Source organism: Microvirga sp. P5_D2, from assembly GCF_054049475.1.
This window is the reverse complement of sequence record NZ_JBFUMH010000035.1, coordinates 15,457-41,632: the sequence shown is the minus strand read 5'-3', so window position 1 is coordinate 41,632 and position 26,176 is coordinate 15,457. Positions and strand designations below refer to the sequence as shown.

Here is a 26,176-nt window from a genome sequence, read left to right as displayed (position 1 = left end):
GCATATTATGTTGCGTAATTTTGCCGGCTTTGCCCTCGACTCGCCACAGTCCCGCAGTCACATTATCCGGGTCAGTAATTGGACAGGAGGAACTGACATGCCGCTGCAGAATCATCTGGTGGAACTCGAGCGTAAGCACCGGGCTCTTGAACGGGAGATCCAGGATACCCTCAACAAACCATCCCTTGATGACATGAGGCTGGCGCAATTAAAGCGGAGGAAATTGCAGCTTAAGGACGAAATTACGCGACTGAGAAGCTCCGACTCGGGGTTGCATTAGCCCCGTATCACCAACAATCCCAAGGAAAGCCGTCATTTCCTTCGGGAAAGGCGGCTTTTTCCATTTTCGCGGTCTCAAAGCAGCGCCCGCGCCCCGTCATAGATCAGCTTGCCGCCGACGAAGATCAGAAGAATATAAACCGCCGTGTAGAAGCTCTGCCCCGAGACGCGCCGCACCAACAGTACGCCCGCCCAGGTGGAGGCGATGGCGAGCGGTATCAGGGCCCCTGCGGTCGCCATGTTCTCGGCGGTGAATTGCCCGAGTGCGAGATAAGGCGGCACCTTGATCCAGTTGATGATCGCGAAGACCACGGAGCCCGTGCCGACGAACACATCGCGCGGCAGCTTCTGCGGCATGACGTAAATCTGGAAAGGCGGCCCGCCCGCATGGGCGATCATGCTGGTAAAGCCCGTCACCCATCCCCAGAACAGCCCGCGCGGCGTGGTGCTGGGTACAGGGTCTGGCGCCACCGGGCCACGCTCCAGCAGGAGCCTGCGGATGGCGAAGGTAACAGAGATCACGCCCACCGCCAGCTCGATGGCCCCGTCGGACACCTTGGCCGCGAGAAGATAGCCAGTGATGACGCCGGACAGCCCGCCCAGCACGAGCAGCACTACGTTGCGCATGTCCCAGGTGTAGCGATAGGCCCAGACGGAGACCACATCCTGCACGATCAGGATCGGCAGGGTGATGGCGGCAGCCTGCACCGGCGAGACGACCAACGCCATGAGCGGAAGCGAGAGAAGCCCAAGGCCCGCGAAGCCGCCTTTCCCTAAGCCCAGCATCGTGACGGCTGGGATGGCGGCGGCATAGAAAAGCGGATCGGTGATCATCGGGAATCTCGAGGGCTGGCCGAAAGTCGCGCTGACCGCAGCCCGGCAGCCTGCTACCACACCTCTCCAGATATGTCCCATGCGGTCACAACAATGGGGGAACGCCATGCCATCAACCCAGAGCCGCTATCGCGAAGTCTATGCCCGCTGGAAATCCGATCCGGAGAGGTTCTGGAAAGAAGCGGCTGAGGCCATCGACTGGTACAAGCCCGCCGATCGGATCTTCGATGCATCGTCCGGCGCTTATGGCAGCTGGTTCAAGGGCGCGCTGTGCAACACCTGCTACAACGCGGTGGACCGGCATGTGGCGACGCGCGGCGATCAGGCCGCGATCATCTACGACAGCCCCGTCACCGGCACGAAGCGCGCGATCACTTACGCCGAGCTTCAGGACGAAGTGGCGACGCTCGCGGCCGTGTTGCAGGGCATGGGCGTGGAGAAGGGCGACCGCGTCATCATCTACATGCCGATGACCCCTGAAGCGGTGTTCGCGATGCTCGCCTGCGCGCGCATCGGCGCGATCCATTCCGTGGTGTTCGGCGGTTTCGCGGCGAAGGAGCTCGCAACCCGCATCGACGATGCCAAGCCGAAGGCGATCCTCTCCGCATCCTGCGGCATCGAAGGTGCGAAGGTCGTACCCTACAAGCCGCTGCTGGACGGGGCGATCGAACTCGCCGCCTTCAAGCCTGACTTCTGTCTCGTTCATCAGCGCCCGCAATTGTCATGTGCGCTGATCGAAGGCCGCGACCGCGACTGGTCGCAGGAAATCGCCAACGCGAAAGCTGAAAATCGCCAAGCCGAATGCGTGCCGGTGGCGGCGACCGATCCGCTCTATGTGCTCTACACCTCCGGCACCACGGGCAAGCCGAAAGGCGTCGTGCGCGACAACGGCGGCTACATGGTCGCACTCAAATGGTCGATGGATCATTTCTTCGGCGTGGAGCCCGGCGAAGTGTTCTGGGCCGCGTCCGATGTGGGCTGGGTCGTCGGCCATTCCTACATCGTCTATGGCCCGCTGCTGCATGGCTGCACCGCGATCCTGTACGAAGGGAAGCCGGTGGGCACGCCGGATGCGGGCGCCTATTGGCGCGTCATCGCCGAGCACGGCGTCGTGACGCTGTTCACCGCACCCACCGCGTTTCGCGCAATCAAAAAGGAAGATCCACAGGCGAAGTTGCTGAAAGGCTACGACATCTCCGCGTTCCGCGCGCTGTTTCTCGCAGGTGAGCGCGCCGACCCCGACACGATTCAATGGGCCGAGAACATCCTGCACGTGCCCGTCATCGACCATTGGTGGCAGACGGAAACCGGCTGGCCTGTCGCGGGCAATCCGCTGGGCCTCGGCGCGCTGCCCGTCAAGCACGGCTCGCCCACCGTCGCGATGCCGGGCTACGAGCTCGATGTGCTGGATGAAGGCGGAAAGCCTGTGCCTGCGGGCACCATGGGCACCATCGTGATCAAGATGCCGCTGCCGCCTGGCGCATTGCCGACGCTCTGGCACGCGGATGAGCGCTTCAAGGAATCGTACCTCACCACCTATCCCGGCTACTACAACACGTCGGATGCCGGCTACATCGACGAGGACGGCTATGTGTGGGTGATGGGCCGCACGGACGACATCATCAACGTCGCCGGCCATCGTTTGTCGACAGGCGGCATGGAAGAGGTCCTCGCCTCCCATCCGGCGGTCGCCGAATGCGCGGTGATCGGCGTGAAGGATGCGCTCAAAGGCGAGGTGCCCTGCGGGTTTGTGGTGCTGAAATCCGGCGTCGAGGAAACGCCTGAGGAGATCGAGAAGGATCTGATCGGATTGGTGCGCGACAAGATCGGCCCCGTCGCCGCCTTCAAGCTCGCCATCACCGTGCCGCGCCTGCCGAAAACACGCTCCGGAAAAATCCTGCGCGGCACCATGAAGAAAATCGCAGACGGCGACGCCTGGAGCATGCCCGCCACCATCGACGACCCCACGATCCTCGAAGAAATCGGCGATGCGCTGAAGGGCAGAGGATTGGCCGGGTGAGGGAGCGCCCGACACCCTTGAAGGAAGCACAAATGAAAAGGCCCGGAGCGATCCGGGCCTTTTCGTCTTGAACCTTATTCCTCGTCTTCGTCGTCGCGCTTCAGCTGCTTGAGCTTGGCGAAGACGGAGTTGACGTCGATTTTTTCTTCCTGCGGCTTCGGGCGGCTCATATCCGCGAAGGGCTCGGCGCGCTCCGGCTCGGGAGCCGTGGTGATCTCGGCGGGGATCAGGGTGCCGCCCTGCTCGTGCGGCTCCACATGCGGACGGTCCTTGGCAGCGCGCTGCACCTCGAAGTCCAGGTCGATCTGCGAGCACAGGCCGAGCGTGACAGGATCCATCGGGGAGAGGCTCGCGGAATTCCAGTGGGTGCGCTCGCGGACCTGCTGAATCGTGGTCTTGGTGGTGCCCACGAGGCGCATGATCTGCGCGTCCTTTAGCTCCGGATGGTTGCGCACGAGCCAGAGGATCGCATTCGGGCGGTCGTGGCGGCGCGACACTGGGGTATAACGCGGGCCCTTCTTGACGCGCTTCTGCTCGGGCAGCTTCACGCGGGACTCGGCAAGGCGCAGGCGATGCTTCGTGTCTTCTTGCGCCTTCTCGATCTCCTCGCGGGTCAGCTGGCCGCTGGTGATCGGGTCCATGCCCTTGATGCCGGCCGCGACTTCACCGTCCGCGATGCCCTTCACCTCGAGCGGGTGGAGCTTGCAGAAATCGGCGATCTGATCGAACGACAGCGATGTATTCTCGACGAGCCAAACGGCCGTCGCCTTCGGCATCAGCGGTCCCTGGGACATGGGGCGAACCTCCTTCAAGCCGGGCGCCAAACCTCTGGCGCCGCACGGCAAAACTCTCTCGCGCTCCGAACCGGTGGGCCCGGAGCATCTCGTCTCACATTGTGAGGGAAACGAGATGATTATAGGGAGCGAGGGGCGATGTTGCAAACTTTTACGCATCGGCCCCGAAAGTTGTTCCCGACCTCGGGGCCCTCCGATGCGCTAGAGTTTAAGAACGATCTTTCCGATATGCTCGCCACCATCCATGCGGGCATGGGCCTTGGCCACGTCCTCGAAGGCAAAGGTGGAATCCATCACGGGTTTGACGAGGCCTTTCGCCAGCAGCGGCAGAACCTTGGCCTCTAACGCCTGGGCGATGGTGGCCTTTTCCGCCACCGTGCGGGAGCGCAGCGTCGAGCCCGTATGTGTCAGGCGCTTGAGCATGAGGCGGCGGAAATCAAGCTCGACCTTGCTGCCCTTGAGGAAGGCGATCTGCACGATCCGGCCGTCCTGGGCGGCGGCCTCATGGTTGCGGGGGATGTAGTCGCCACCCACCATATCGAGGATCACGTCCGCGCCCCGGCTGCCCGTGGCCTCCTTCACGGCTGCGACGAAATCCTGCTCGCGATAATTCACCGCCACGTCCGCGCCGAGCCGGGTGCAGGCGTCGCATTTGTCGGCCGAGCCTGCCGTTGCGATGACCCTGGCCCCGAAAGCCTTGGCGAGCTGGATCGCCGTAGTGCCGATGCCGGAGGTGCCGCCATGGACCAGAAGCGTCTCGCCGGGCTTCAGGTCGCCACGCTCGAACACATTGGTCCAGACGGTGAAATACGTCTCGGGCACTGCGCCCGCCTCCTCCCAGGAGAGGCCATCGGGGACGGGGAGGGCGTTCGTCTCGTGAACCACGGCGTATTGCGCATAGGCGCCGCCCGCCACAAGGGCCATGACCCTGTCGCGCTCGGTAAACCGCGTCGCGTTCGGGCCCCGCGCCACCACCTCACCTGCGAGTTCCAGGCCGAGAATATCCGACGCGCCGGGAGGCGGCGCATAGCCGCCTTGCCTCTGGAGTACGTCGGGACGGTTGATGCCTGCGGCCTCGATTCTGACCAGAATCTCGCCCTCGCCGGGCTGCGGCACAGGCCGCTCGACCAGCTTCAGGACTTCCGGGCCGCCGCTGCCTTCCGCGATCACCGCGCGCATCGTGCTTGGAATCGGCGTCATTTTTCCCTCCTTTGGTCAAGCTCCGCCCATATAGGGCAAAGTTGGCAAGGCGTGCATGCCGGATTAAGTTTCGAAAACAAATCACTCGAGGAGGAGAATGCCATGGCCCTCGATCCCTTCGCCGACGAACCCCGCCCAGTGGTCAGCGGGCACCAGATCGGCCAGGACCTGTCGATGCTTTCCGTCGACGAGCTCGATGAGCGCGTAGCTATGCTGGAGCGGGAAATTGCCCGCCTGAAGGAGGCGAAAGCCTCCAAGGAGAACTCCCGCGAGGCCGCGAGCGCCTTCTTCAAGCTCGGTCAGGGTTAACGGCTCTTTAAGGAATTCGGGAGCTTCATGGAGGCGTCCGGTTTTCTCCCACCGGATTTGAGAGTGGTCTTCCTCCCACTCTTGATCGATGCATCCCTGTTAGACTCGAGCCGCTTCTCGCGGCTCGCTTTTTGTGCGCTGTTTGGGATCGATTCCCTGCTCTGAGCCGGCTTAACCTTAAGAAGAGGTTACCGAGGCATCTCCCTCAGGCACGTTCTATACTCCTCCCATATCGAGCTTCTCCGGTGCATGCGGCCGGACCAATTCCTTGGGAGACGGCCTCTTGAACGAGCCCGACGTGGTCAAACTTGACGTCGATCCTGTCCGTTTCGGCCAGAACTTCGTGGGATCCGAGGCCTTCAAGGCCCTGTTCCAGGAGGGCATGGAGCTGATCGAGGAGACGGCGGCCTATCTCGACGGCGCCGGCCGGGAGGAATCCCGCCGCTTGCCCCGGGAGGAGAGCGTCGCCTATGCCAGCGAGAGCATGCGCCTGACCACCCGCCTCATGCAGATCGCCTCCTGGCTCCTGCTCCAGCGGGCGCTGGCGGAAGGGGAGATCACGCCCGATCAGGCCCAAGCTGAAAAGGCCCGCGTGCGCCTCAACTCCCACGAGACCACGACAACCATCCGCGAATACGAGGCGCTTCCCGCCCGCCTGCGCGAGTTGATCGGCCTCGCCACGCGCCTCCACGCCCGCATCCTGCATCTCGAGCGCCTGCTCACAGAAACGGAATCCGCCCCTCGGCCGCAAGGCCTGAACCCGGTCGCGCTCCAGCTCGGCATGCTCCAGCGCGCTTTCGCGCCAGCGGAATAAATAGCTTTTACCAAAACATAGCCCTCATCCTGAGGGCCGCCGGAGGCGGTGTCTCGAAGGACGAGGGCGTCTCCAGTGTTCGCTGGAACCTCCTTCGAGACGCAGCTTTGCTGCTCCTCAGGATGAAGGCGAAGTGTGTTAAGCCCAAAACAGAAAAAGCCCCGCCAAAGCGGGGCTTTTGCATTCCTGATGAAGCGTCCAGCGAAAGCCGGATTACTTCTTGGCGCCCAGGTTACCGAAGCGCGACGTGAAGCGCGACACGCGGCCACCGCGGTCGAGCAGCTGCTGCGTACCGCCGGTCCAGGCCGGGTGGGTGTTGGGGTCGATGTCGAGGTTGAGGGTGTCGCCCTCTTTGCCGTAGGTCGAGCGAGTGGTGTACTCGGTGCCGTTGGTCATGACCACCTTGATGAAGTGGTAGTCGGGATGATCGGTTTCTTTGCGCGCCATTGCCATAGTCCTTCTTGCGGCCAGCCACATCTGGTCAGCCCGCAGCATAAGATCGAGCCTGAATTGATGAATGCGCGCCTATACCTCACTTGCGGTCTTGAAACAAGCCGGGGCAAAGGTGTTAAACGGCCCTGGAGCATTTTTGGCGAAGTCGATCCGGGTTGCCGTCAAAAATTGCGGCATCTCAAGGAAATGAGCTGATTTCCATGCCATTAGAAAAAGCTCAGTTCTAGAATGCCCGAAACGAAGGATGCCATGGCCGATCTGCCGTCTGCCCAATCCCGCCCCAAAGCCGCGCTCGGCGCCCTGAGGCCGCTCGTTCCCTACGGCCTCGCCTATAAGGGCCGGATCGCGGGCGCGCTGGCGGCGCTGACCATGGCCTCCGCGGCCACGCTTGTGGTGCCAATCGCCGTGCGCCGGGTGGTGGATTTCGGGTTTTCGGATTCCGGGCGGGCCTACATCAATGCCTATTTCATCCTGCTGCTCGTGGTTGTGGCCGTGCTCGCGGTCTCCAGCGCGCTGCGCTACTACCTCGTCATCACCTTGGGCGAGCGGGTGGTGGCGGATCTGCGCGCCGCCGTGTTCCGGCACCTGACCTCCCTCGACCCAGCCTTCTTCGACCAGACCCGGAGCGGGGAGATCGTGTCCCGGCTCACCGCCGACACTACCCAAGTCAAGGCGGCCTTCGGGGTTAGCATCTCGATCGCGCTGCGCAATATCTTCCTGTTTATGGGCGCCGTGACGCTCATGATCATCACGAGCCCCAAGCTCTCGGCCTTGGTGCTTCTCGCCATTCCGCTCATCGTGCTGCCCCTCGTCCTGTCGGGGAGGGCCGTACGGAAGCGCTCGCGGGCAGCGCAGGATAGGCTCGCCGACGCCTCGGCCTATGCGGCGGAGGCCATCGGCGCGGTCAGGACCATGCAGGCTTTCGGCATGGAAAGGCTTACGGCCTCCCGCTTCTCCCTCGCCGCCGAGGAGGCCTTCGACGCGGCCCGGCTCTCCACCACCATGCGGGCTTTCCTCACGGGCGCGGGCATCTTCATGGTCTCGGCCAGCGTGGTCGGCGTTCTCTGGTACGGCGCACAGGATGTGCTCGCAGGCGCCATGACCGGTGGGCGGCTCTCGCAATTCGTGCTCTACGCGGTCTTTGCCGCAAGCTCGCTGGGCCAGCTTTCGGAGGTCTACGGCGAATTGGCGCAGGCCGCCGGCGCGGCCGAGCGTTTGGGCGAGATTCTGGAGGCCAAGCCTGCCATCGAGGCACCCAAGAATCCCAAGCCCCTGCCGGAGCCATCGCCCGGCACAGTGGCTTTTCAGGATGTACATTTCGCCTACCCCACCCGCGCCGAGCAGCGCGCCGTCCATGGCTTGAGTTTCTCCGTAGCCTCGGGCGAGCGGGTCGCCATCGTCGGGCCGTCGGGGGCGGGCAAGAGCACAATCCTCCAGCTGTTGCTGCGCTTCTACGATCCGCAAAGCGGCACGATTCGAGTCGATGGAGTGCCTGTCACCGAGGCCGATCCCTTCGCGCTTCGCGCCCGTATGGCCCTGGTGCCGCAGGAGCCCACGATCTTCGCCGCGAGCGTTCTCGACAACATCCGCTATGGCCGGCCGGAGGCTAGCGAGGACGAGGTACGCCGTGCGGCCGAACTGGCCTCGGCCGACGGGTTCATCCAGGCCATGCCGCAGGGCTATGGAACCTCCATCGGTGAGCGTGGGGTCACGCTCTCGGGCGGCCAGCGGCAACGCCTCGCCATTGCCCGCGCGATCCTGAAGGACGCGCCGATCCTGCTCCTCGACGAGGCGACCTCCGCGCTCGATGCGGAGAGCGAACGCAAGGTGCAGGAAGCCCTCGACCGCCTCATGGAAGGGCGCACCACGCTCGTCATCGCCCACCGGCTGGCTACAGTGCGCTCCGCCGACCGCATCCTGGTGATGGACAAGGGCCTCATCGTGGAGGAGGGCACTCACGAGACCCTGCTCGCCGAGGGTGGCCTCTATGCAAGGCTCGCGCGGCTCCAGTTCACTGCTTCGGAAGAGCACACGATCGCTGCGGAATAGGCACTTTTCCGCGAACCGATTCTCCCCAATTTTCTTAACGGTAGGTAAACCCGGCGTCAGACCGGGCTCATCCAGCAGGGAGGTTGGGCATGGCGGCTTGCTCGCGACGGCATCCTCAGGATTCGCCTCATATCAACGCCTATGAGGATTGGGACCTCCGCTACTGGTCCGATCGCTGGAACGTGCCGCGCAAGGAGCTACTCGCCACCGTCAGGCGCGTCGGCGTCCAGGTGAAGGATGTGGCCCGGGCGCTCGGCAAGGATATTTGAGCGGCGGAGTTTACCGCTCCGTCAGTTTCAGCTCGATGCGCCGGTTGCGGGCGTAGGATTCTTCTGATGTACCGTTGTCGAGAGGCTGGAACTCGCCGAAACCTGCAGCGACAAGATGCTGGGGCTGCACACCCCTTGCGATGAGCGCCTGAACCACCGCGATGGCGCGCGCCGAGGAAAGTGCCCAGTTCGAGGGGAATTGCGGGGTGTTGATGGGGCGCTGATCGGTGTGACCGTCCACGCGTATCACCCACGGAATATCGGGGGGAACCTGTTTTTCGAGCTCCACGAGAGCGCCGGCGATGCGGTCGATTTCGCCCGAGGCTTCCGGGCGCAGGAAGGCCTGGCCTGCGGGGAAGAGCACTTCCGACTGGAACACGAAACGGTCGCCCACGATGCGCATATCGGGACGGTTGCCGAGGATCTGCCGCAGGCGGCCGAAGAAATCGGAGCGATATCGCGCCAGCTCCTGCACGCGCTGGGCCAGCGCCACATTGAGGCGGCTGCCGAGATCGGCGATGCGGGCCTGACTTTCCTTGTCGCGGTTTTCGGAAGCCGAGAGTGCCTCTTCCAGCGCTGCGAGCTGGCGGCGCATGGCGGCGATCTGCTGGTTGAGGATTTCCACCTGACTCAGCGCCCGGCCCGTCGCCTGCTTCTCGGATTCGAGGGCGGTGGTGAGTTCGCTCGCCTGGGCCTGCACCGCACCGCCCGATTCCAGAAGGCCCTGCAGGCGCGCCCGCTCGGCCTCGTTGGCGCGAAGCGTGGTCGTGAGGGAAGCAAGGTTTTCTTCCAATGTGCGGCGGCCCGAGCGCTCCAGGGAGAGAAGATCGGTCAGCTCGGAGATCTGGCGGTTGAGCCGGTCCAGCACCGTGTCGCGGCCAGACAGCTCTCGGGACAGGAAGAACTGGCCCACCGTGAACACCGAGATCAGGAAGATGATGGCGAGCAGCAGCGTGGACAGGGCGTCCACGAAGCCCGGCCAGTAATTGATCTGGCTGCTGCGCCCGCGCCTGCGTCCGCCTGAGCTGGAAACCGGCATCAGGGCAGCCTTTCACGGGAGATGCGGTCGAGCACCTGCTTCAGCTCCTTCTCGCGGGCGGCCTGAGCCTCGACCCAGTCTCGGATCATCTGCTGCTCGGCCCGCATGTGCTGGACGAGGCCCTGCACACCCTCGGCGAGGTTGGCCATGGCCTGCGTCGCAGCGCGCCCGCCGGCGCCGTCGTTCACGGCAGCTGTGAGCCGGTTGAGGGCCACCGTCAGGTCGTGCGGAGTGGTGGAGCGCAGGGAGGTGTCGGCCGGCGTGTCCATGGTCGAGGTGGCGAGCCAATCCTCGAGCTCCGTGTAGAAGCGGTTCTGCGCCTGGCCTGCCTGGAGATCGAGGAAGCCGAGCACCAGGGAGCCGGCGAGGCCGAAGAGCGAGGCGGAGAAGGACAGGCCCATGCCTTGCAGAGGGCCGGCGAGCGAGTTCTTCAGCTCGTCGAAGAGAACGGCTGAATCCTGCCCGGTCCTCAAGGAGGAAATGATGCGGCCCACCGAGCCCACGGTGTCGATGAGGCCCCAGAAGGTGCCGAGCAGGCCGAGGAAGACCAGCAGGCCCGCCATGTAGCGCAGGATCTCGCGGCCTTCGTCGAGGCGCGCGCCCACCGAATCGAGCAGCGAGCGGGTGGCGGCGACGGAAAGAGACTGGTGCGACCGGTTGCCGATGAAGGCCGCCATGGGGGCGAGCAGCACGGGAAGCGTGGGGGCGACCAGCCCTTCCTCGGTCTGGCGCAGGGTATTGACCCAACGCACCTCGGGGAAAAGGCGCCAGACCTGCCGAATGGCAAGCCCGATTCCGATGAACATCACGCTCAGGATCAAGGCGTTCAGGCCGGGATTGGCCTGGAAGGCCTCCCAGATCTGACCATAGAGAATGAAGGCGATTAACCCCGCCAGAACCAGAAAGACCGCCATGCGGATCAGGTAGATCCGCGGTGGGGTAAGGGGTTGGTCCGCCATCGTTATCCTGCGTCTTCGTGCTTCGGGACGGTCGCATTAGAGCCGTCCCGGACCGATGGATCAAGCACGACCATCGACACTTGATGCTGCACGAACAGGAATATGGGGCTTTATATCAGGCCTTGGCTTTTTTCAGCAGCTTGAGCAGCTCGCGCTGCATGAATTCGTTGCCGCAGGCGATCGAGCCCGTCGCCATGGGGTTAGGGGTGCCGTCGGCATCGGAGACGAAGCCACCGGCCTCGCGCACCATCAGGATGCCCGCCGCCATGTCCCAGGTCTTCAGGCCGCGCTCCCAATAGGCATCGAAGCGGCCGCAGGCCACGTAGGCGAGGTCGAGAGACGCTGCGCCCCAGCGGCGCATGCCGCCCACATTGGCCATCACGGACACGCATTCGCGCATGAAGAGGCCGTGGTCGCCCTTGCCGATATGGGGCAGGCCGCAGGCGAACACCGCATCGGCCACCTCGTCGCGGCCGGCCACGCGGATGCGGCGGTTGTTGAGAAAGGCACCCTTGCCCTTTTCGGCGATGAACAGCTCGTCCTTGGCGGGATCATAGATCACGCCGGCCACGATCTGGCCGTCGCGCTCCAGGCCCACGGAGATGGCGAATTGCGGCAGGCCGTGGAGGAAGTTCGTGGTGCCGTCGAGCGGGTCGATGTGCCAGCGGTGGCTGGTATCGGTGCCTTCGACGACGCCCTGCTCCTCCATGACGAGGCCGTAGCCGGGGCGAGCCTTCTCCAGCGCCTCGCGCAGGATCTTCTCAGCCTTGCGATCGGCGGCCGACACGAAATCGCCGGGGCCCTTGCGCGAGACCTGCAGGTTCTCCACCTCGCCGAAGTCGCGCTTCAAGGAGCGTGAAGCCTTCATCACGGCATCGGTCATGACGGTCATGAGGGGCGAGCGGATCATGGGCTTAAGTCCTGGCAAAGAGCGAAAAGATGATGTGGTCGATGGACCACGGGAGGGTTGGCGTCAAGCGTGGGATCAACAGGGCCGATGCTTAATTGATCCCGCGTTTTCGGGAATTCGATGGGTCACCGGATCCCCAGCCGTTCGGCCGCGAGGCGTTCGGCGCGCTTACGGTCGTCGGGGCTGAGGTCTTTCAGGGCATTGTCGAGCCATGGATCGGCGAGGCCTTGAGCGGCGGCGAGGATGTGCCAGGCGGCGGCGTCGATCCTGTTGGCGGGCACACCCCGGCCCGCCACGAGCAGGCGGGCGAGGCGGTTCTGGGCGATGGCACTGCCTTTGGCGGCGGCCCGGCGGAAATAACGGGCGGCCTGGGATTCGCTCGCCGTCACCCCCTCGCCGTTGAAGAGCAGGATGGCGTATTCCACCTCGCCCACGGAGCTGCCGTTCCTGGCGGCGCGCTCGAACAGGCGGGCGGCCTCCGAGGCGTCCTTGGCGACGCCGCGACCCTGGAGATAGAGCACGCCGAGCGCATGCTGCGCATCCGGGATTTCCGCATCAGCGGCCTGACGGAGAAGCGCGACCGCCTGTTCCAGGTCCATGTCGGAGCCGCTCGTGAGCAGCAGCAGGGCAAGGTTATGGGCGGCGACGGCGTTGCCCTTGGCGGCGGCCTGTTCAAGCCAAGCCTTGCCCTGGACCGGGTTCTTCTGGATTCCGCGCCCGTCCATGGCCATCAGGCCCAGCGCCGCGAGCGCATGAGGGTCGCCGCGTTGAGCGGCCAGCCGATACCAATCGGAGGCCTTCTTGGGGTCCACCGCGACGCCGAGGCCCTGGTTGTAGAGTTCGCCCAGCAGGGTCATGGCGGCGGCGTCGGTCTTGTTCTTTTCCAGGCGCAGGTTCGCCTCGCGGAAGGCCGTCTGATAGAGGCCGCGCTGATAGGCGCCATAGGCGAGATCGGGCTCTGCCGCCTGCGCGCAGGTGATGGAGGCGGCCAGCAACAGGCCGCCGAGAGCCGAAGAGAAGCGCATCAGCGCGAAGCCTCCTGCCGCTCGAGAGTGTCCGACGCAGCCTTCACGGCGACCGCCGGGCCTTGCGCATGCGACCATACAGCATCACCCAGGGCGACGAATTCGGCTCCCGTCGCCGCCAGGGACTCCACGGCCTCCAGGGTCGGCGCATAAGCCACGCAGGGCGTCTCGAAGATCTCGGCCCACCATGCGGCGCGCTCCACCACGCTTTCCAGGGAGGGGAGGGAGCCGTCCGCGCGAGGCTCGCCGAAGAGCAGGTAATCGACCCCGGCCTCACCGAAGCTCATGGCCTCGTCCTTGGTGCGGATATGGCCGACGCCGATGGCGCGCTCCCCTTTAAGGCGCTCGCGAAGCTCACGAACCTCGCGCGGGTCGATGGCGCTTACGTGGATGCCGTCAGCGCCGCCACGGGCGGCAACGTTCGCGAGGTCCGCCTTGGTTTCGGTGGTCACGATCAGGGCGGTGCCATGCTCCTGCACCGAGGGGCCAAGCGCCTTTACCAGATTGATCAGGCTGCGCTCGTCTCCGGCGTCCAGCCGCACCAGAACGGCCGCGACCGCGCCGCCCTTGCAGGCTTCCGCCAGCTTGGGAGCGAACGAATCGTCCTGCAGGAGAGGGGTGATGAGATAGAGGCGGGCGGCGGACTCGGCCATGGTTCACGGTTCACGAAAGAGAGAAGACTGGCATTCCCATAACGAAAACGGGGCCATCTTGCGAGGCCCCGCTTGTCGATGATGATTGAGGCGAAAGCCCGGTTGGTTATTCGGCGGCCTGGCGCTTGGCGCTGAAGGTCGGGTCGAGCTCGCCCGAAGCGTAGCGCTTGGCCATTTCGGCGAGGGTGAACACGCGCTTGATCTTCGAGGCCTGGCCGGCGGTGTTGAACTCCTGCAGGCGCTGCTTGCAGAGTTGCGTCATCGCTTCCATGGCGGGCTTCAGATACTTGCGCGGGTCGAACTCGCCGGGGTTCTCGGTCAGGACCTTACGGATCTGGCCGGTCATCGCCATGCGGTTGTCGGTGTCGATGTTGATCTTGCGCACGCCGTGCTTGATGCCACGCTGAATCTCTTCCACCGGCACGCCCCAGGTCGGCTTCATCTGGCCGCCGTACTGGTTGATGATGTCCTGCAGGTCCTGCGGCACGGAAGACGAGCCGTGCATCACGAGGTGCGTGTTCGGAAGCTTCTGGTGGATCTCCTCGATGATGTTCATCGCGAGGATCGCGCCGTCGGGCTTGCGGGTGAACTTGTAGGCTCCGTGCGAGGTGCCCATGGCGATGGCGAGCGCGTCGACCTTCGTCTCGGCCACGAACTTCACGGCCTCGTCGGGGTTCGTCAGCAGCTGATCGTGCGAGAGCTTGCCCTCGGCGCCGTGGCCGTCCTCGGCCTCGCCCTCACCGGTTTCAAGAGAGCCCAGAACGCCGAGCTCACCTTCCACCGAGATGCCGCCGAGATGGGCCATCTCGACCACCTTCTTGGTGACGCCGACATTGTAGTCCCAGTCACCCGGGGTCTTGCCGTCGGCCTTCAGCGAACCGTCCATCATCACCGAGGTGAAGCCGGCCTGGATGGCGGTCATGCAGGTGGAGGGCTCGTTGCCGTGATCGAGGTGCACGCAGACGGGAATGTGCGGGTAGATCTCGGTGACCGCGTCCATCATGTGCTTGAGCATGACGTCGTTGGCATAGGAGCGCGCGCCGCGGCTCGCCTGGATGATCACCGGCGCATCAACCTCATTGGCTGCCGCCATGATCGCGAGCGCCTGTTCCATGTTGTTGATGTTGAAGGCAGGCACGCCATAGCCTTGCTCGGCTGCGTGATCCAGAAGCTGCCTCATGGTGATGCGGGCCATCTCGTCCTCCGTGTTGATCTTGAAACGTATAAAAGGCTTGGAAGCTGAACCGCAGCTTAAGCGATCCTCGCGCCGTTCGTTTGAGCGGAGTGGGCGTTCCCACTCCGCGCTGAAGACGTCAGGCTCTCAGAGCTTCCACGCCGGGCAGCGGCTTGCCCTCGAGCCATTCGAGGAAAGCACCGCCTGCTGTGGATACATAGGTAAAGTTCTCAGCAACGCCAGCATGGTTGAGCGCAGCGACCGTGTCGCCGCCGCCTGCCACCGAGACGAGCTTGCCTTCCTTGGTGCGCTGCGCTGCATGGCGCGCGGCCGCAACCGTGCCCTGATCGAAGGGCGCGATCTCGAAGGCGCCGAGCGGGCCGTTCCACACAACCGTCGCCGCGTCGTTGATCGCGGAGTTGATGCGCTCGACCGATTGCGAACCCACGTCGAGGATCATCTGGTCCTCGGGGATCGCGTCGATGCCGTAGGTGTGGTTGTGCGCGCCGGCCTTGAACTCGTAGGCGCACACGCCGTCGACGGGCAGGATGATGGCGCAGTTGGATTCGCGCGCCTTCTCGATGATGCGCATGGCTGTCGCCGCGAGATCCTTCTCAGCGAGCGACTTGCCGACGCCGAGGCCCGTGGCGTGCACGAAGGTGTTGGCCATGCCGCCGCCGATGACGAGCGCATCGACCTTGGTCACGAGGTTTTCGAGCAGGTCGATCTTCGAGGAAACCTTCGCGCCGCCGACGATGGCGACGACCGGGCGCCTGGGAGCTTCCAGGCCCTTGGTGAGCGCATCGAGTTCCGCCTGCATGGTGCGGCCGGCATAACCGGGCAGCACGCGGGCAAGGCCCTCGGTCGAGGCATGCGCGCGGTGCGCGGCAGAGAACGCGTCGTTCACATAGAGATCGCCGAGCTTCGCGAGTTCTTTCACGAAGGCCGGATCGTTCTTTTCCTCGCCCGCATGGAAGCGGGTGTTTTCGAGGAGGAGCACGTCGCCGCCTTTGAGAGCGGCGACGGCATTGGCGGCAGCCTCGCCGATGCAGTCATCGGCGAAGGCCACGTTTTTTCCGAGATGCTTCGAGACCGCTTCCGCGACCGGCTTCAGGGATTCCTTCGGATCGCGTCCTTTCGGGCGTCCGAAATGGGCGAGAAGGATAACCTTTCCACCCTTGTCCGCGATCTCGCGGATGGTGGGAAGGACGCGCTCGATGCGCGTCGCGTCCGTCACCCTGCCGTTCTCCATGGGGACGTTGAGGTCCACCCGGAGAAGAACGCGTTTTCCCTTGACGTCGGCCTGGTCGAGCGTGCGGAAGGCGGTCATTGAAGCAGCCTCCCTTAGATGAGCTTCGCCATGGCGACGGCGGTGTCCGCCATGCGGTTCGAGAAGCCCCACTCGTTGTCGTACCAGGACAGCACGCGCACGAAGTTGCCTTCCATCACCTTGGTCTGGTCCAGGTGGAAGACCGAGGAATGCGGATCGTGGTTGAAGTCCGTGGAGACGTTCGGCTGGTCGGTGTAGCCGAGAACGCCCTTGAGCGGGCCGTTGGCCGCAGCCTTGATGGCGTCGTTGATCTCCTGCACCGAGGTGTTCTTCTTGGCCACGAACTTGAAATCGACCACGGAGACATTTGGGGTCGGCACGCGGATCGACGAGCCGTCGAGCTTGCCGTTCAGTTCCGGCAGCACGAGGCCGACGGCCTTGGCGGCGCCGGTCGATGTCGGGATCATGTTCAGGGCCGCAGCACGGGCGCGGTACAGATCCTTGTGCATCTGATCGAGCGTCGGCTGATCGTTGGTGTACGAGTGGATCGTCGTCATGAAGCCCTTCTCGATGCCCACCGTGTCATGAAGCACCTTCGCCACAGGGGCGAGGCAGTTCGTGGTGCAGGAGGCGTTCGAAATCACCAGGTGGTCCTTGGTGAGCTTGTCATGGTTCACGCCGTACACGACCGTCAGATCAGCGCCGTCGGCGGGAGCCGAGACGATGACGCGCTTGGCGCCGGCGGTCAGGTGCGCGGAGGCCTTTTCCTTGGATGTGAAGATGCCGGTGCACTCAAGCGCGATGTCCACGCCGAGCTCGCGGTGCGGCAGCGTCGCGGGATCCTTGATCGCCGTGACGCGGATCTTCTTGCCGTTGATGACGAGGAACTCGCCTTCGACCTGCACGTCCGCCGGGAAGCGGCCATGGACGGAGTCGAAGCGGAGCAGGTGAGCGTTCGTCTCGACCGGACCGAGATCGTTGATGGCAACCACCTCGATATCCGTGCGGCCGCTTTCCACGATGCCACGGAGGATATTGCGTCCGATGCGACCGAATCCGTTGATCGCGACCTTCACCGTCATAGTCATAGCTCCCTTGTGATGAGGCTTGTGTTCGTAACCGTCTTACAGATTATGCGTCCGGAGGACCTTTTCCGCCACTGCCTCGGGCGTGATGCCGAAATGCTTGTAGAGGTCCTTGTAGGGCGCGCTCGCGCCAAACCCATGCATTCCGACGAAAATTCCATCCGGGCCGATAACCGAATCCCACCCGAAGCGCACGGCGGCTTCCACCGCGACCTTGATCGGCGCATCGCCGATGATCTCGTGGCGCACCTTCTCGGGCTGGCCTAAGAACAGGTCGAGGGACGGAACCGAAACCACGCGGGCTTCGAAGCCCTTATCGGCCAGCAGCTTCTGGGCGGCCAGCGCGATCTCGACCTCGGAACCCGAGGCAAAGATCGAGGCGCGGGCTTTGCCGTTCGCCGGTGACAGCTCGTAAGCGCCGGTCGCGGAGAGGTTCTTCGCGCCGCCGTCTTTGCGAACCTGCGGGAGGTTCTGGCGAGTCAGGGCCAGGGTCGTCGGACCGTCCGTGCGCTCGAGCGCCATCTGCCAGGCCTCCGCCGTCTCGATGGCGTCCGCCGGGCGGAACACGCGCATCTTCGGCATGGAGCGGAGCGCTGCCAGGTGTTCCACCGGCTGGTGGGTCGGGCCGTCCTCACCCAGACCGATGGAATCGTGGGTCATGACGTAGATCGCCGGGATGCCGGCGAGCGAGGCGATGCGCATGGCGGGGCGCGCATAATCGGTGAAGACCAGGAAGGTCGCGCCGGCGGGCACATAGCCGCCATGGAGCGCGATGCCGTTCATGGCCGCAGCCATCCCGTGCTCACGGATGCCGTAATGGATATAACGGCCCGCGTAGTTGCCCGGCGAGATGGCGGTGAGGTTCTTGGTCTTGGTGTTGTTGGAGGGCGTCAGGTCCGCCGAGCCCAGAACCAGCTCCGGCACGGCCTCGGTGAGGACTTCGAGCGCGATCTCGCTGGCCTTGCGGGTGGCGACGTTCTGCGGCTCGGCGACGAGCTTGTCCTTCAGCTTGGCGACGGCGTCGGCGAGGCCTTGCGGACGCACACCCTTCACGCGGCGCTCGAACTCGGCGCGCTTGTCGGGGGATAAGGCCTTCAGGCGATCTTCCCAGGCCTTGCGCACACGACGGCTCTTCTTGCCGGCTTTCGCCCAGGCGGCCTGGATGCCTTCCGGGATCACGAAGGGCTCATGGCTCCAGCCGTAAGAGGTCTTAGCGCCGGCCAGTTCCTCGGCGCCCAGCGGCTCGCCGTGGGCCTTGGAGGTGCCGGCCTTCTTGGGAGCGCCGTAGCCGATGGTGGTCTTGCACGCGATCAGCGTCGGCTTGTCCGACTTCTGAGCGCGGGAAATGGCGCGCTGGATCGCCTTCTCGTCGTGGCCGTCGATGCGCACCGCATTCCAGCCGCAGGCCTGGAAGCGCTTCACTTGATCGACCGAGTCGGAGATCGAGAGCGGGCCGTCGATGGAGATTTCGTTGTCGTCCCACAGGACGATCATGCGGTTGAGCTTCAGGTGGCCCGCAAGCGCGATCGCCTCCTGGCTGATGCCTTCCATCAGGTCGCCGTCCGAGGCCAGCACATAGGTGAAGTGATCGACGAGATCGCTGCCGTATTCGGCGTTGAGCATGCGCTCGGCGAGCGCGAAGCCCACAGCCGTGGCGATGCCCTGACCCAGCGGACCCGTAGTAGTCTCGACGCCGGGGGTCATGAAGTTCTCAGGATGGCCCGGGGTCTTCGAGTCGAGCTTACGGAAGTTCTTCAGCTCGTCGATGGTCATGCCCTTCACGCCCGTGAGGTGGAGGAGCGCGTAGAGCAGCATGGAGCCGTGGCCGGCGGAGAGGATGAAACGGTCGCGATCCGGCCAGGTCGGGTCGGTGGCGTCATATTTCAGGAACTTGGTGAACAGCACCGTGGCGATATCGGCCGCGCCCATGGGCAAGCCCGGATGGCCGGATTTGGCTTGTTCGACGGCATCCATGGCGAGGACGCGCACGGCGTTCGCCAGATCGGAATGAGTGACGCGATCGGCGGGGACGGTGTTCAGCACGGCGTGATCCACAAATCTTGAAGCCCGCAAAGGGGCGGGTCTGTCTGGAAAAGGCGTTGGCTCCTTAACACGGGGGGTGGCTGAGTCAAAGACTCACGCCGCGTAATCCCCTTATGCTCCAAGCGCCGCCTTTTTCAGCCGGCTTGGAAAACCGGGTCCACTTTTGTGAAGTTTGCGCTAGTCTCAGCGGCGATTCCTGGAGGGGTGATGACGTCCATTCTCGACGACGCGTTCAAACGGCTCGATGGGGCATTGGGCCTGCTCGAAGCCTCGGTCTCCCGTCGTCTCGAAACGGAAAGGCGTAAAGGCGGCCTGGAAACCGAGCTCCAGCTCATGCAGGACGACCGGGCCCGCCTCGCCGAGGAACTCGACGGAGCGCTCACCCGCCTCCAGCGCTTCGAGGTCGCGACGGACGATGTGGGCCGGCGCGTGCAGCTGGCGATCATCGCCGTCCAGAGCGTTCTCGCCCAGGCAGGACGTCTCGAGCGTGAGGACGCCTGACGCATGCCCCAGGTAACGGTCACCATCGCCGGAAAAACCTACCGCATCGCCTGTGCAGAGGGCGAGGAGCCGCATCTGGAAGGCCTTGCCGCATCCTATGACGCGAAGATCGAGGAAATGCGCCAAGCCTTCGGCGAAATCGGCGACATGCGCCTTCACGTCATGGCGGCCATCACCCAAGCGGACGAACTGCACGAGACCCGGCGGCGCATCGCGGCGCTGGAGACCGAACTTGCGGGCCTGAAATCCTTCGCCTCTACGGGGGATGAGCGCAGCCAGGCCATCGAGGCGCGGTTTGCCGAGGGTCTCTACAAGGCTGCCGAGCGGATCGAGGAGCTGGCGAGGAGCCTGAATACGGCGGGGCAGGGGTAGGGTTCCCCACGCGTCATGGCCGGGCTTGTCCCGGCCATCCGGATCCGAAAAGCGTTGCGCTCCACAAATCGGGATCATTGGCACAAGGCCGGTGATGACGTGAGAGGTGAAGATGCGTAGTTCAGAAAACGATCCCGGGCGGCTCATGCCGCCCGGGATGCCTGCCTTTTAGATCAATGAGTCAGCGACAAACGCTGCTGGCGCTGGCGGAGCGTAGCGAGAAGTTCCAGGTAGGGCTCGCGCCGTTCCCGGTGGGCGGCCCTGATCTTCTTGACGATATGGCTTTTCAGCTCCTGGTCGGTGCTGCTGTTCTCAAGTTTCTGCAATTGAATGTCATGTTCGAAATCGATGTTGCCCAGAAGATGCAGCACCTCGCGCATCATGGAATTGATGCTGGGTGTCTGGATCGTGATCTGGCTCTCGTAGGTTTTAAAATACTTGAGTTCGTTCGATGCCATGGTTCCTCCCTTCAGCGGCTGGCGTGTTCCGCTGTAGAAATTTCACATAAGGCGCAGGATTAGGGCATCCGTAAGATAACGGAACTCGATACTTAACTCTTTGTGGGTAGTGGCGGACCTGTCGCATGTGGGACAAAGATCGTGGCTCAGCTTCAACTTTCCCCTTCCCCTCGGAGGCTCCAGTCCCTACATAGGGAATGCGGGGCTGCGGGGCGCGTTAGGAGTTCATATTCCCCGGGGCCTTATCGATCCCAACGGGAGCTGTCCCTGCCCGGTCCCTTGGACCGGAACATATGGCGCCCACCTACTTTGTAGGTTCCCGGGATCGCTTCTCCGACGGCTTTTGTGGCTCCGCACTTCATGCATTCTCTGACCCCTCCCGCCTTGAAAGAACAGCTTCGCAACGAGGCGCTTGCCCGCCGTGACGGGCTCGACAAGGCATTCCGCGAGGAGTCGGCCCGGGCCATCACCGCCCAAGCTCTAGACCTGCCCGACTTGTCCGAAATCACCCCCGTCGGGGGCTATTGGCCCATCCGCAGCGAGGTCGATCCGCGCCCCCTCATGGAGGCGCTCCTGGCGCGCGGTCGGGACGTGGCCCTTTCCCAGATCATCCACCCTCATCTCAGTTGGCGCCTCTGGCAGCCCGGCGACGTGCTGATCAAGGGCGGCTTCGGCGTGCGTGAGCCCGGCCCGGACGCGCCGGAGGTTTTCCCGAAATGCCTCATCGTGCCGCTTGTCGCTTTTGATCGCAGGGGAGGGCGCATCGGATACGGCAAGGGCCACTTCGACCGGGCCATCGCAGCCCTCGAAGCTCAACATCCGGTCTTGACCATCGGTCTCAGCTATGCGGTTCAGGAGATCGAGCAGGTTCCGATCGAAGATCATGACCGCCTGCTCGATATCGTCATCACGGAAACCGAGCTCATTCGGACCAAGCCTCTATAGAAAGACTACCATGCGTCTCCTCTTTCTCGGCGACATCGTCGGGCGGCCCGGCCGCAACGCCGTCATCGAACGGCTGCCAGGGCTTCGCGAGCGCTGGAACCTCGACTGCGTGGTGATCAACGGCGAGAACTCGGCAGGCGGCTTCGGCATCAACGAGGCCATCTGCGACGAGATCCTGAACGCGGGCGCGGACGCCGTCACCCTCGGCAACCATTCCTGGGACCAGCGGGAGACGCTGGTCTTCATCGAGCGCCAGCCCCGGCTGCTGCGTCCCGTGAACTATCCGCTCGGCACGCCTGGGCGCGGCGCCAACCTCATCGATACCCGCTCCGGGCACCGGGTGCTCGTTATCAACGTCATGGGGCGCCTCTACATGGATCCTCTCGACGATCCCTTCGCCGCCGTCGATCATGCGCTTGAGGATTGCCCGCTTGGGCAGGTGGCCGACGCCATCATCGTGGACGTGCATGCGGAGGCGACGAGCGAGAAGGAGGCCATGGGCCATTATCTCGACGGCCGCGCCAGCCTCGTCGTCGGCACCCACACCCATGTGCCCACCGCCGACCACCGGGTTCTTCCCGGCGGCACCGCCTATATGTCGGATGCGGGCATGTGCGGCGATTACGATACGGTGCTCGGCATGCAGAAGGAGGAATCGATCCGCCGCTTCCTCCAGAAGACCCCAGGTCCCCGCATGGAGCCCGGCCTTGGGGAAGGCACGCTCTCCGGCATCGCGGTCGAGACGGATGACCGGACGGGCCTCGCGGTGCGAGTCGCGGCGGTTCGGCTCGGGCCGAACCTGGAGGAAACCTGGCCCCGCTTCTGGGACTAGAGAGGCATTCTGTCCCTCCGAGCCTTGGCTTGGACAAAAATCATTCCCATCTTTGCGCCACGGAGGACGAAGGTGGACGTCAAGACAGAGCCTGTGAGCGTCAGAAAGCGGCGCTATCGCGAAGACAGCGAGTTTCATCAGGCGCATGAGCACCAAAGTGCTTCCGCCGTCCTGCGAGCCGTCATCGACGAGGCCAAGGGCGAGACCATTTCCATTGGCGAGATCATCGAGGCTTTCGGCGAGCGCGCCTTCGGCTTCGTGTTGATCCTGTTCTCCCTGCCCAATTGCGTGCCCAATGTACCCGGCATCGCGGGCATCGTAGGCACGCCGGTACTCATTTTCGGCATCCAGATGATGCTGAGCCACAAGCGCCCCTGGCTCCCCGGTTTCATCCTGCGCCAGACCGTCTCGGTCTCGAAGTTCAAGCGGCTGATCGATATCGCCGAGCCGAAGCTCCAGAAGCTGGAGAGCTGGTGCAAGCCGCGCATGACCCAGCTTTTCGGCCCCATCGGCGACCGGATGGTCGGCCTCTTCGCCTTCCTGGTCGCCGTGTCGGTGCTCATTCCCTTTCCCGGCACCAACTTCCCGCCCTCCATCGCCCTCGTCATCGCCTCCATCGCGGTGATGGAGGAGGACGGCTACCTGCTGATCTTAGGCTATCTCATCGGCTTCGCGGGGTTGGCCTATACGGTGACAGTGCTCGGGGCCTCCTATCACCTCATTCTGGCAGCCATTCACAACGTGCCGGGCTGGCTCGGGTTTTAAGGAAGAGTGTAGCGGGGGGCTTGGCCTCCGGCCCTTCGCCGCCTTATAAGCCTGCCATCGTCAACTTCCTCGGCCTGACGGGCGCTTGTGATCCAAGCCGCTCTCGGCCGCACATTCGGAGGCCCCGATGGCCGGACATTCACAGTTCAAGAATATCATGCACCGCAAGGGCAAGGTGGACGCGGTGCGGTCCAAGGTATTCTCCAAGCTCGCCCGCGAAATCACCGTGGCGGCCAAGATGGGCATGCCCGACCCCAACATGAACCCACGCCTGCGCGCCGCCATCCTCGCGGCCCGCGCGGAGAACATGCCCAAGGACAACATCCAGCGCGCCATCAACAAGGCGTCGGGCGGCGAAGGCGAGAACTACGACGAGATCCGCTACGAGGGCTACGGTCCCGGCGGCGCCGCGATCATCGTCGAGGCGATGACCGACAACCGCAATCGCACGGCGTCCGACATCCGCTCCTACTTCACCAAGAGCGGCGGCAACCTTGCCGAGACCGGCGCGGTCTCCTTCATGTTCGACCGGGTGGGCTATATCGAGTTCGGGGCCGATGTCACCGATGCCGACACCATGCTGGAGGCCGCCATCGAGGCCGGCGCGGAGGATGTCTCCTCCACCGAGGATGCCCACGAGGTCTATTGCGAGCAGACCTCACTCAACGAGGTGACCAAGGCTCTCGAGGACAAGTTCGGGGAGCCGAAGGCCTCCAAGCTGGTCTGGAAGCCGCAGACCCCCGTCCCCGTCGATGACGAGACCGGCGAGAAGCTCATGAAGCTCATGGAGTCGCTGGAAGAGCACGACGACGTCCAGAACGTCTATGGCAACTTCGAGCTGTCCGAGGCGCTCATGCAGAAGATGGCCGGGTAAGGCCATGTTAACCTCATGGCCCCACTTGTTGCGGCCATGACGGTGGAGAACAAACAGTGAGCGAACGCGTCCGCATCCTCGGCCTGGACCCTGGCCTGCGCAATACAGGCTGGGGCGTCATCACGGTGGAGGGGACGAAGCTCTCCTATGTGGCCTGCGGCGTCGTAACCTCCGACGGCGATCTCGACCTTGCGCTTCGCCTCAAGCAGCTCCACGACCGCATCACCGAGGTGGTCCGCACCTGGACGCCCGACGAGGTGGCCGTGGAGGAAACCTTCGTCAACAAGGACGCCCAGGCGACCCTCAAGCTCGGCCAGGCCCGCGCCATGTCGCTGCTGGTGCCCGCGCTCCATAACCTGCCCGTGGCGGAATACGGCGCCAACCAGGTGAAGAAGACCGTGGTCGGCGCCGGTCACGCCGAAAAGGAACAGGTGCAGGCCATGGTGAAGATCCTGCTGCCCAAGGCCGAGTTCAAGAAGGCCGACGCGGCCGACGCCCTCGCCATCGCCATCGCCCACGCTCACCACCGCAAGGCCCGCGCTTTGGCGGCGAGCTTCTGAGATCATCTGAGAAGGCGTCATCCCGGACGGAGCGAAAGCGAAGATCCGGGATCGCTGTGAGAACAAAGCGCGACCAAAGGCTTCCCTTTCAAGAGAAACAGTGTTTTATCCTGCACACGATCCCGGGTTCTGCTCCGCAGCTCCGGGATGACCATGAGGAGCAGAGACGAACGTGATCGGCAAACTCAAAGGCGTGGTGGATTCCTATGGCGAGGATTTCGTGATCCTCGACGTGCATGGCGTCGGCTACGTGGTTCACTGCTCCTCCCGCACGCTCCAGAACTTAGCCCCCGTAGGCGAGGCGGCGGTACTCGCCATCGAAACCCATGTGCGCGAGGACATGATCCGCCTGTTCGGCTTCAAGTCTGATACGGAGCGCGAGTGGTTCCGCCTGCTCCAGAGCGTGCAGGGCGTGGGCTCCAAGGTGGCGCTCGGCATCCTCTCCGTGCTCGACCCCGGCACCCTGGCGACCGCCATCGCCACCGGCGACAAGGCCTCGGTGGCCCGCGGCCCCGGCGTCGGCCCCAAGCTCGCCCAGCGCATCGTCTCCGAACTCAAGGACAAGGCCCCGGCCTTCTCAAGCGTCGATCCCGCCCTCATCCGCCTCACCGGCGCGTTGGACGACAGGAGCGCACCTGCGCCTGTGGCCGATGCCATCTCAGCCCTCGTCAACCTCGGCTACCCGCAAGTCCAGGCCTCCGCAGCGGTTGCTGCCGCCATGAAGCAGGCCGGTGACGAGGCCGAGGCGAAGACGCTGATCCGGTTGGGGTTGCGGGAATTGGCGCGGTAAAGCCGATGGCCAAATGGCTTATCTTCGCAGGTCTCGGGCCGCCGATCGGATTGGTAACCGTTTTTGCGGCAATCGCGATCGGCGACGGAAATCCCTTTGATGGCAAGCTAGCGGACATGATTTCGGGCACGGCTTGGTTAACCCCATTCGCCTACGTCTTCGGCTTGCTGCCTGCCCTTGTCTCCGGAGGGGCCGTTCGACAGGTCCAAATCAGGCAATTCAGACCTGAATGGCTTTGGGTGACTTTGATCGGAACAGTTGTGGGCTTCATCTTTGTTGTGGCTTTCGGCGCAGTGCTTGAGGCACTTCTCCTAAGCGGACGGAGCGTCTTCGAAACCCCAAAAGAAGCCTTTCTCGTGTATGTTCCTACATGCCTCGTTCCGACCCTGGTCTGCTGGCTTCTTTCGTGGAGGTTGGGAGCATCTCCGTCATCGGAACAAAAGAGCTATGCTATGGGACACTGGGTTATCTTTGCTCTCTTGGGGCCACCTCTTGGCTTCCTTGTCCTCCTCGCCACAGGCGCGATCCTAAGCGGAAGCATTCGAACAGAGGTCATTTTAGACACGTTGATGATCGGATTGCCTCTGTCTTACGCGCTTGGGCTGATCCCAGCTCTTCTTGTTGCACTTGCCACTCGGATCTTTCAGATCAAAAAGGCCAAGCCTGAGCTTCTTTGGGTGGGGCTTGTTGGGGTTGCCGTCGGTATCCTGTTCACTTTCTCGATCATGCCTTTGAAGGGACGAGGCCCGGGTGAATTCTTTGATTTCGGGACGCTGATCTACATCCTTATCTGCCTCGTCCCGACCCTGATCTGCTGGTATTTGAGCCGAAACTGGGCCAACCGGCTGAGGCAAACCACGTGACCCATCGACGTTCCTGTTTTGATCCTGTTAAGAATGG

Annotated in this window: 29 protein-coding genes and 1 other RNA gene; 16 read left to right on the top strand and 14 right to left on the bottom strand. The window is 63.8% G+C overall.

Going from position 1 to position 26,176, the window contains the following annotated elements:
* Nucleotides 1–97 precede the first annotated feature (97 nt).
* Nucleotides 98–280, top strand: a complete 183-nt coding sequence (locus ACXJKO_RS12135; RefSeq protein WP_457091349.1) for a YdcH family protein — start codon at nt 98–100, stop codon at nt 278–280.
* A 74-nt stretch (nt 281–354) separates the two neighbouring features.
* Here the strand turns inward: ACXJKO_RS12135 and ACXJKO_RS12130 are convergent, their stop codons facing one another.
* On the bottom strand, nt 355–1,113 hold the full coding sequence (locus ACXJKO_RS12130) for a sulfite exporter TauE/SafE family protein (protein WP_457091346.1): 759 nt from the start codon (nt 1,111–1,113) through the stop codon (nt 355–357).
* A gap of 106 nt (nt 1,114–1,219) precedes the next feature.
* Between ACXJKO_RS12130 and ACXJKO_RS12125 the strand changes: the two genes are divergently transcribed.
* On the top strand, nt 1,220–3,133 hold the full coding sequence (locus tag ACXJKO_RS12125) for a propionyl-CoA synthetase (protein ID WP_457091345.1): 1,914 nt from the start codon (nt 1,220–1,222) through the stop codon (nt 3,131–3,133).
* 74 nt (nt 3,134–3,207) lie between these two features.
* On the opposite strand, the gene ACXJKO_RS12120 is transcribed toward ACXJKO_RS12125, so the two are convergent.
* Nucleotides 3,208–3,927: a DUF1013 domain-containing protein gene (locus ACXJKO_RS12120; RefSeq protein WP_457091344.1), complete on the bottom strand. Its 720-nt coding sequence runs from the start codon at nt 3,925–3,927 to the stop codon at nt 3,208–3,210.
* A gap of 201 nt (nt 3,928–4,128) precedes the next feature.
* Nucleotides 4,129–5,127, bottom strand: coding sequence for an NAD(P)H-quinone oxidoreductase (locus ACXJKO_RS12115; RefSeq protein ID WP_457091343.1), 999 nt, complete (start codon nt 5,125–5,127; stop codon nt 4,129–4,131).
* A gap of 102 nt (nt 5,128–5,229) precedes the next feature.
* Between ACXJKO_RS12115 and ACXJKO_RS12110 the strand changes: the two genes are divergently transcribed.
* Together ACXJKO_RS12110 and rcdA are read left to right on the top strand one after the other, a co-directional pair.
* Nucleotides 5,230–5,436 carry a DUF1192 domain-containing protein gene (locus ACXJKO_RS12110; RefSeq protein ID WP_457091342.1) on the top strand — a complete coding sequence of 69 codons (207 nt, stop codon included), beginning with the start codon at nt 5,230–5,232 and terminating at the stop codon, nt 5,434–5,436.
* Between the two features lie 283 nt (nt 5,437–5,719).
* A complete protein-coding gene (gene rcdA / locus ACXJKO_RS12105) occupies nt 5,720–6,250 on the top strand; it encodes a protease adaptor protein RcdA (RefSeq protein WP_457091341.1) in 531 nt (176 codons plus the stop codon).
* Between the two features lie 213 nt (nt 6,251–6,463).
* Here the strand turns inward: rcdA and rpmE are convergent, their stop codons facing one another.
* Nucleotides 6,464–6,697 (bottom strand): 50S ribosomal protein L31, encoded by a 234-nt coding sequence (rpmE, locus tag ACXJKO_RS12100; protein ID WP_175493957.1) that lies wholly within the window; start codon nt 6,695–6,697, stop codon nt 6,464–6,466.
* Between the two features lie 234 nt (nt 6,698–6,931).
* Between rpmE and ACXJKO_RS12095 the strand changes: the two genes are divergently transcribed.
* The gene (locus tag ACXJKO_RS12095; RefSeq protein WP_457091340.1) at nt 6,932–8,752 is read left to right on the top strand and encodes an ABC transporter transmembrane domain-containing protein; all 1,821 of its coding nucleotides are present in this window, start codon (nt 6,932–6,934) and stop codon (nt 8,750–8,752) included.
* Nucleotides 8,753–8,841: 89 nt separating this feature from the next.
* Nucleotides 8,842–9,021, top strand: a complete 180-nt coding sequence (locus ACXJKO_RS12090) for a DUF3606 domain-containing protein (RefSeq protein WP_457091339.1) — start codon at nt 8,842–8,844, stop codon at nt 9,019–9,021.
* A gap of 10 nt (nt 9,022–9,031) precedes the next feature.
* Here the strand turns inward: ACXJKO_RS12090 and ACXJKO_RS12085 are convergent, their stop codons facing one another.
* The 9 genes from ACXJKO_RS12085 to tkt all read right to left on the bottom strand — a co-directional run bounded on the left by ACXJKO_RS12085 (nt 9,032) and on the right by tkt (nt 19,110).
* Nucleotides 9,032–10,060 carry a peptidoglycan -binding protein gene (locus ACXJKO_RS12085; protein WP_457091338.1) on the bottom strand — a complete coding sequence of 343 codons (1,029 nt, stop codon included), beginning with the start codon at nt 10,058–10,060 and terminating at the stop codon, nt 9,032–9,034.
* On the bottom strand, nt 10,060–11,019 hold the full coding sequence (locus tag ACXJKO_RS12080) for a flagellar motor protein MotA (protein WP_457091337.1): 960 nt from the start codon (nt 11,017–11,019) through the stop codon (nt 10,060–10,062). The genes ACXJKO_RS12085 and ACXJKO_RS12080 overlap by 1 nt, the downstream gene beginning before the upstream one ends.
* A 115-nt stretch (nt 11,020–11,134) precedes the next feature.
* Entirely contained in the window at nt 11,135–11,929 is a 795-nt protein-coding gene (locus ACXJKO_RS12075) for an inositol monophosphatase family protein (RefSeq protein ID WP_457091336.1), read from the bottom strand.
* A 125-nt stretch (nt 11,930–12,054) separates the two neighbouring features.
* Nucleotides 12,055–12,954, bottom strand: coding sequence for a tetratricopeptide repeat protein (locus ACXJKO_RS12070; RefSeq protein ID WP_457091335.1), 900 nt, complete (start codon nt 12,952–12,954; stop codon nt 12,055–12,057).
* Nucleotides 12,954–13,607 (bottom strand): thiamine phosphate synthase, encoded by a 654-nt coding sequence (locus tag ACXJKO_RS12065; protein WP_457091334.1) that lies wholly within the window; start codon nt 13,605–13,607, stop codon nt 12,954–12,956. The genes ACXJKO_RS12070 and ACXJKO_RS12065 overlap by 1 nt, the downstream gene beginning before the upstream one ends.
* Before the next feature lie 106 nt (nt 13,608–13,713).
* Entirely contained in the window at nt 13,714–14,802 is a 1,089-nt protein-coding gene (fba, locus tag ACXJKO_RS12060; protein ID WP_457091333.1) for a class II fructose-bisphosphate aldolase, read from the bottom strand.
* A gap of 118 nt (nt 14,803–14,920) precedes the next feature.
* The gene (locus ACXJKO_RS12055; RefSeq protein WP_457091332.1) at nt 14,921–16,111 is read right to left on the bottom strand and encodes a phosphoglycerate kinase; all 1,191 of its coding nucleotides are present in this window, start codon (nt 16,109–16,111) and stop codon (nt 14,921–14,923) included.
* Nucleotides 16,112–16,125: 14 nt separating this feature from the next.
* The gene (gene gap, locus ACXJKO_RS12050; protein ID WP_457091331.1) at nt 16,126–17,133 is read right to left on the bottom strand and encodes a type I glyceraldehyde-3-phosphate dehydrogenase; all 1,008 of its coding nucleotides are present in this window, start codon (nt 17,131–17,133) and stop codon (nt 16,126–16,128) included.
* 42 nt (nt 17,134–17,175) lie between these two features.
* The gene (gene tkt, locus ACXJKO_RS12045; RefSeq protein WP_457091348.1) at nt 17,176–19,110 is read right to left on the bottom strand and encodes a transketolase; all 1,935 of its coding nucleotides are present in this window, start codon (nt 19,108–19,110) and stop codon (nt 17,176–17,178) included.
* A 276-nt stretch (nt 19,111–19,386) separates the two neighbouring features.
* Between tkt and ACXJKO_RS12040 the strand changes: the two genes are divergently transcribed.
* Together ACXJKO_RS12040 and ACXJKO_RS12035 are read left to right on the top strand one after the other, a co-directional pair.
* Complete coding sequence (locus tag ACXJKO_RS12040; RefSeq protein WP_457091330.1) at nt 19,387–19,680, top strand: DUF4164 domain-containing protein; 294 nt, start codon at nt 19,387–19,389, stop codon at nt 19,678–19,680.
* 3 nt (nt 19,681–19,683) lie between these two features.
* Entirely contained in the window at nt 19,684–20,052 is a 369-nt protein-coding gene (locus ACXJKO_RS12035; protein WP_457091329.1) for a cell division protein ZapA, read from the top strand.
* A 173-nt stretch (nt 20,053–20,225) separates the two neighbouring features.
* On the opposite strand, the gene ACXJKO_RS12030 is transcribed toward ACXJKO_RS12035, so the two are convergent.
* A complete protein-coding gene (locus ACXJKO_RS12030; protein WP_457091328.1) occupies nt 20,226–20,510 on the bottom strand; it encodes a hypothetical protein in 285 nt (94 codons plus the stop codon).
* A 199-nt stretch (nt 20,511–20,709) separates the two neighbouring features.
* On the opposite strand from ACXJKO_RS12030, the gene ssrS reads away from it, so the two are divergent.
* From ssrS to ACXJKO_RS11990, 8 genes are all read left to right on the top strand, one after another.
* Nucleotides 20,710–20,866: non-coding RNA, 6S RNA (ssrS, locus tag ACXJKO_RS12025), on the top strand.
* A gap of 4 nt (nt 20,867–20,870) precedes the next feature.
* Nucleotides 20,871–21,455 carry a 5-formyltetrahydrofolate cyclo-ligase gene (locus ACXJKO_RS12020; RefSeq protein WP_457091327.1) on the top strand — a complete coding sequence of 195 codons (585 nt, stop codon included), beginning with the start codon at nt 20,871–20,873 and terminating at the stop codon, nt 21,453–21,455.
* A gap of 10 nt (nt 21,456–21,465) precedes the next feature.
* Entirely contained in the window at nt 21,466–22,287 is an 822-nt protein-coding gene (locus ACXJKO_RS12015; protein WP_457091326.1) for a TIGR00282 family metallophosphoesterase, read from the top strand.
* A gap of 72 nt (nt 22,288–22,359) precedes the next feature.
* The gene (locus tag ACXJKO_RS12010; RefSeq protein ID WP_457091325.1) at nt 22,360–23,052 is read left to right on the top strand and encodes an exopolysaccharide biosynthesis protein; all 693 of its coding nucleotides are present in this window, start codon (nt 22,360–22,362) and stop codon (nt 23,050–23,052) included.
* Nucleotides 23,053–23,179: 127 nt separating this feature from the next.
* Nucleotides 23,180–23,926, top strand: coding sequence for a YebC/PmpR family DNA-binding transcriptional regulator (locus ACXJKO_RS12005; protein ID WP_457091324.1), 747 nt, complete (start codon nt 23,180–23,182; stop codon nt 23,924–23,926).
* 56 nt (nt 23,927–23,982) lie between these two features.
* Nucleotides 23,983–24,486 carry a crossover junction endodeoxyribonuclease RuvC gene (ruvC, locus tag ACXJKO_RS12000; RefSeq protein WP_457091323.1) on the top strand — a complete coding sequence of 168 codons (504 nt, stop codon included), beginning with the start codon at nt 23,983–23,985 and terminating at the stop codon, nt 24,484–24,486.
* Between the two features lie 172 nt (nt 24,487–24,658).
* On the top strand, nt 24,659–25,276 hold the full coding sequence (gene ruvA / locus ACXJKO_RS11995; RefSeq protein WP_457091322.1) for a Holliday junction branch migration protein RuvA: 618 nt from the start codon (nt 24,659–24,661) through the stop codon (nt 25,274–25,276).
* 5 nt (nt 25,277–25,281) lie between these two features.
* Nucleotides 25,282–26,139, top strand: a complete 858-nt coding sequence (locus ACXJKO_RS11990) for a hypothetical protein (RefSeq protein WP_457091321.1) — start codon at nt 25,282–25,284, stop codon at nt 26,137–26,139.
* Nucleotides 26,140–26,176 lie beyond the last annotated feature (37 nt).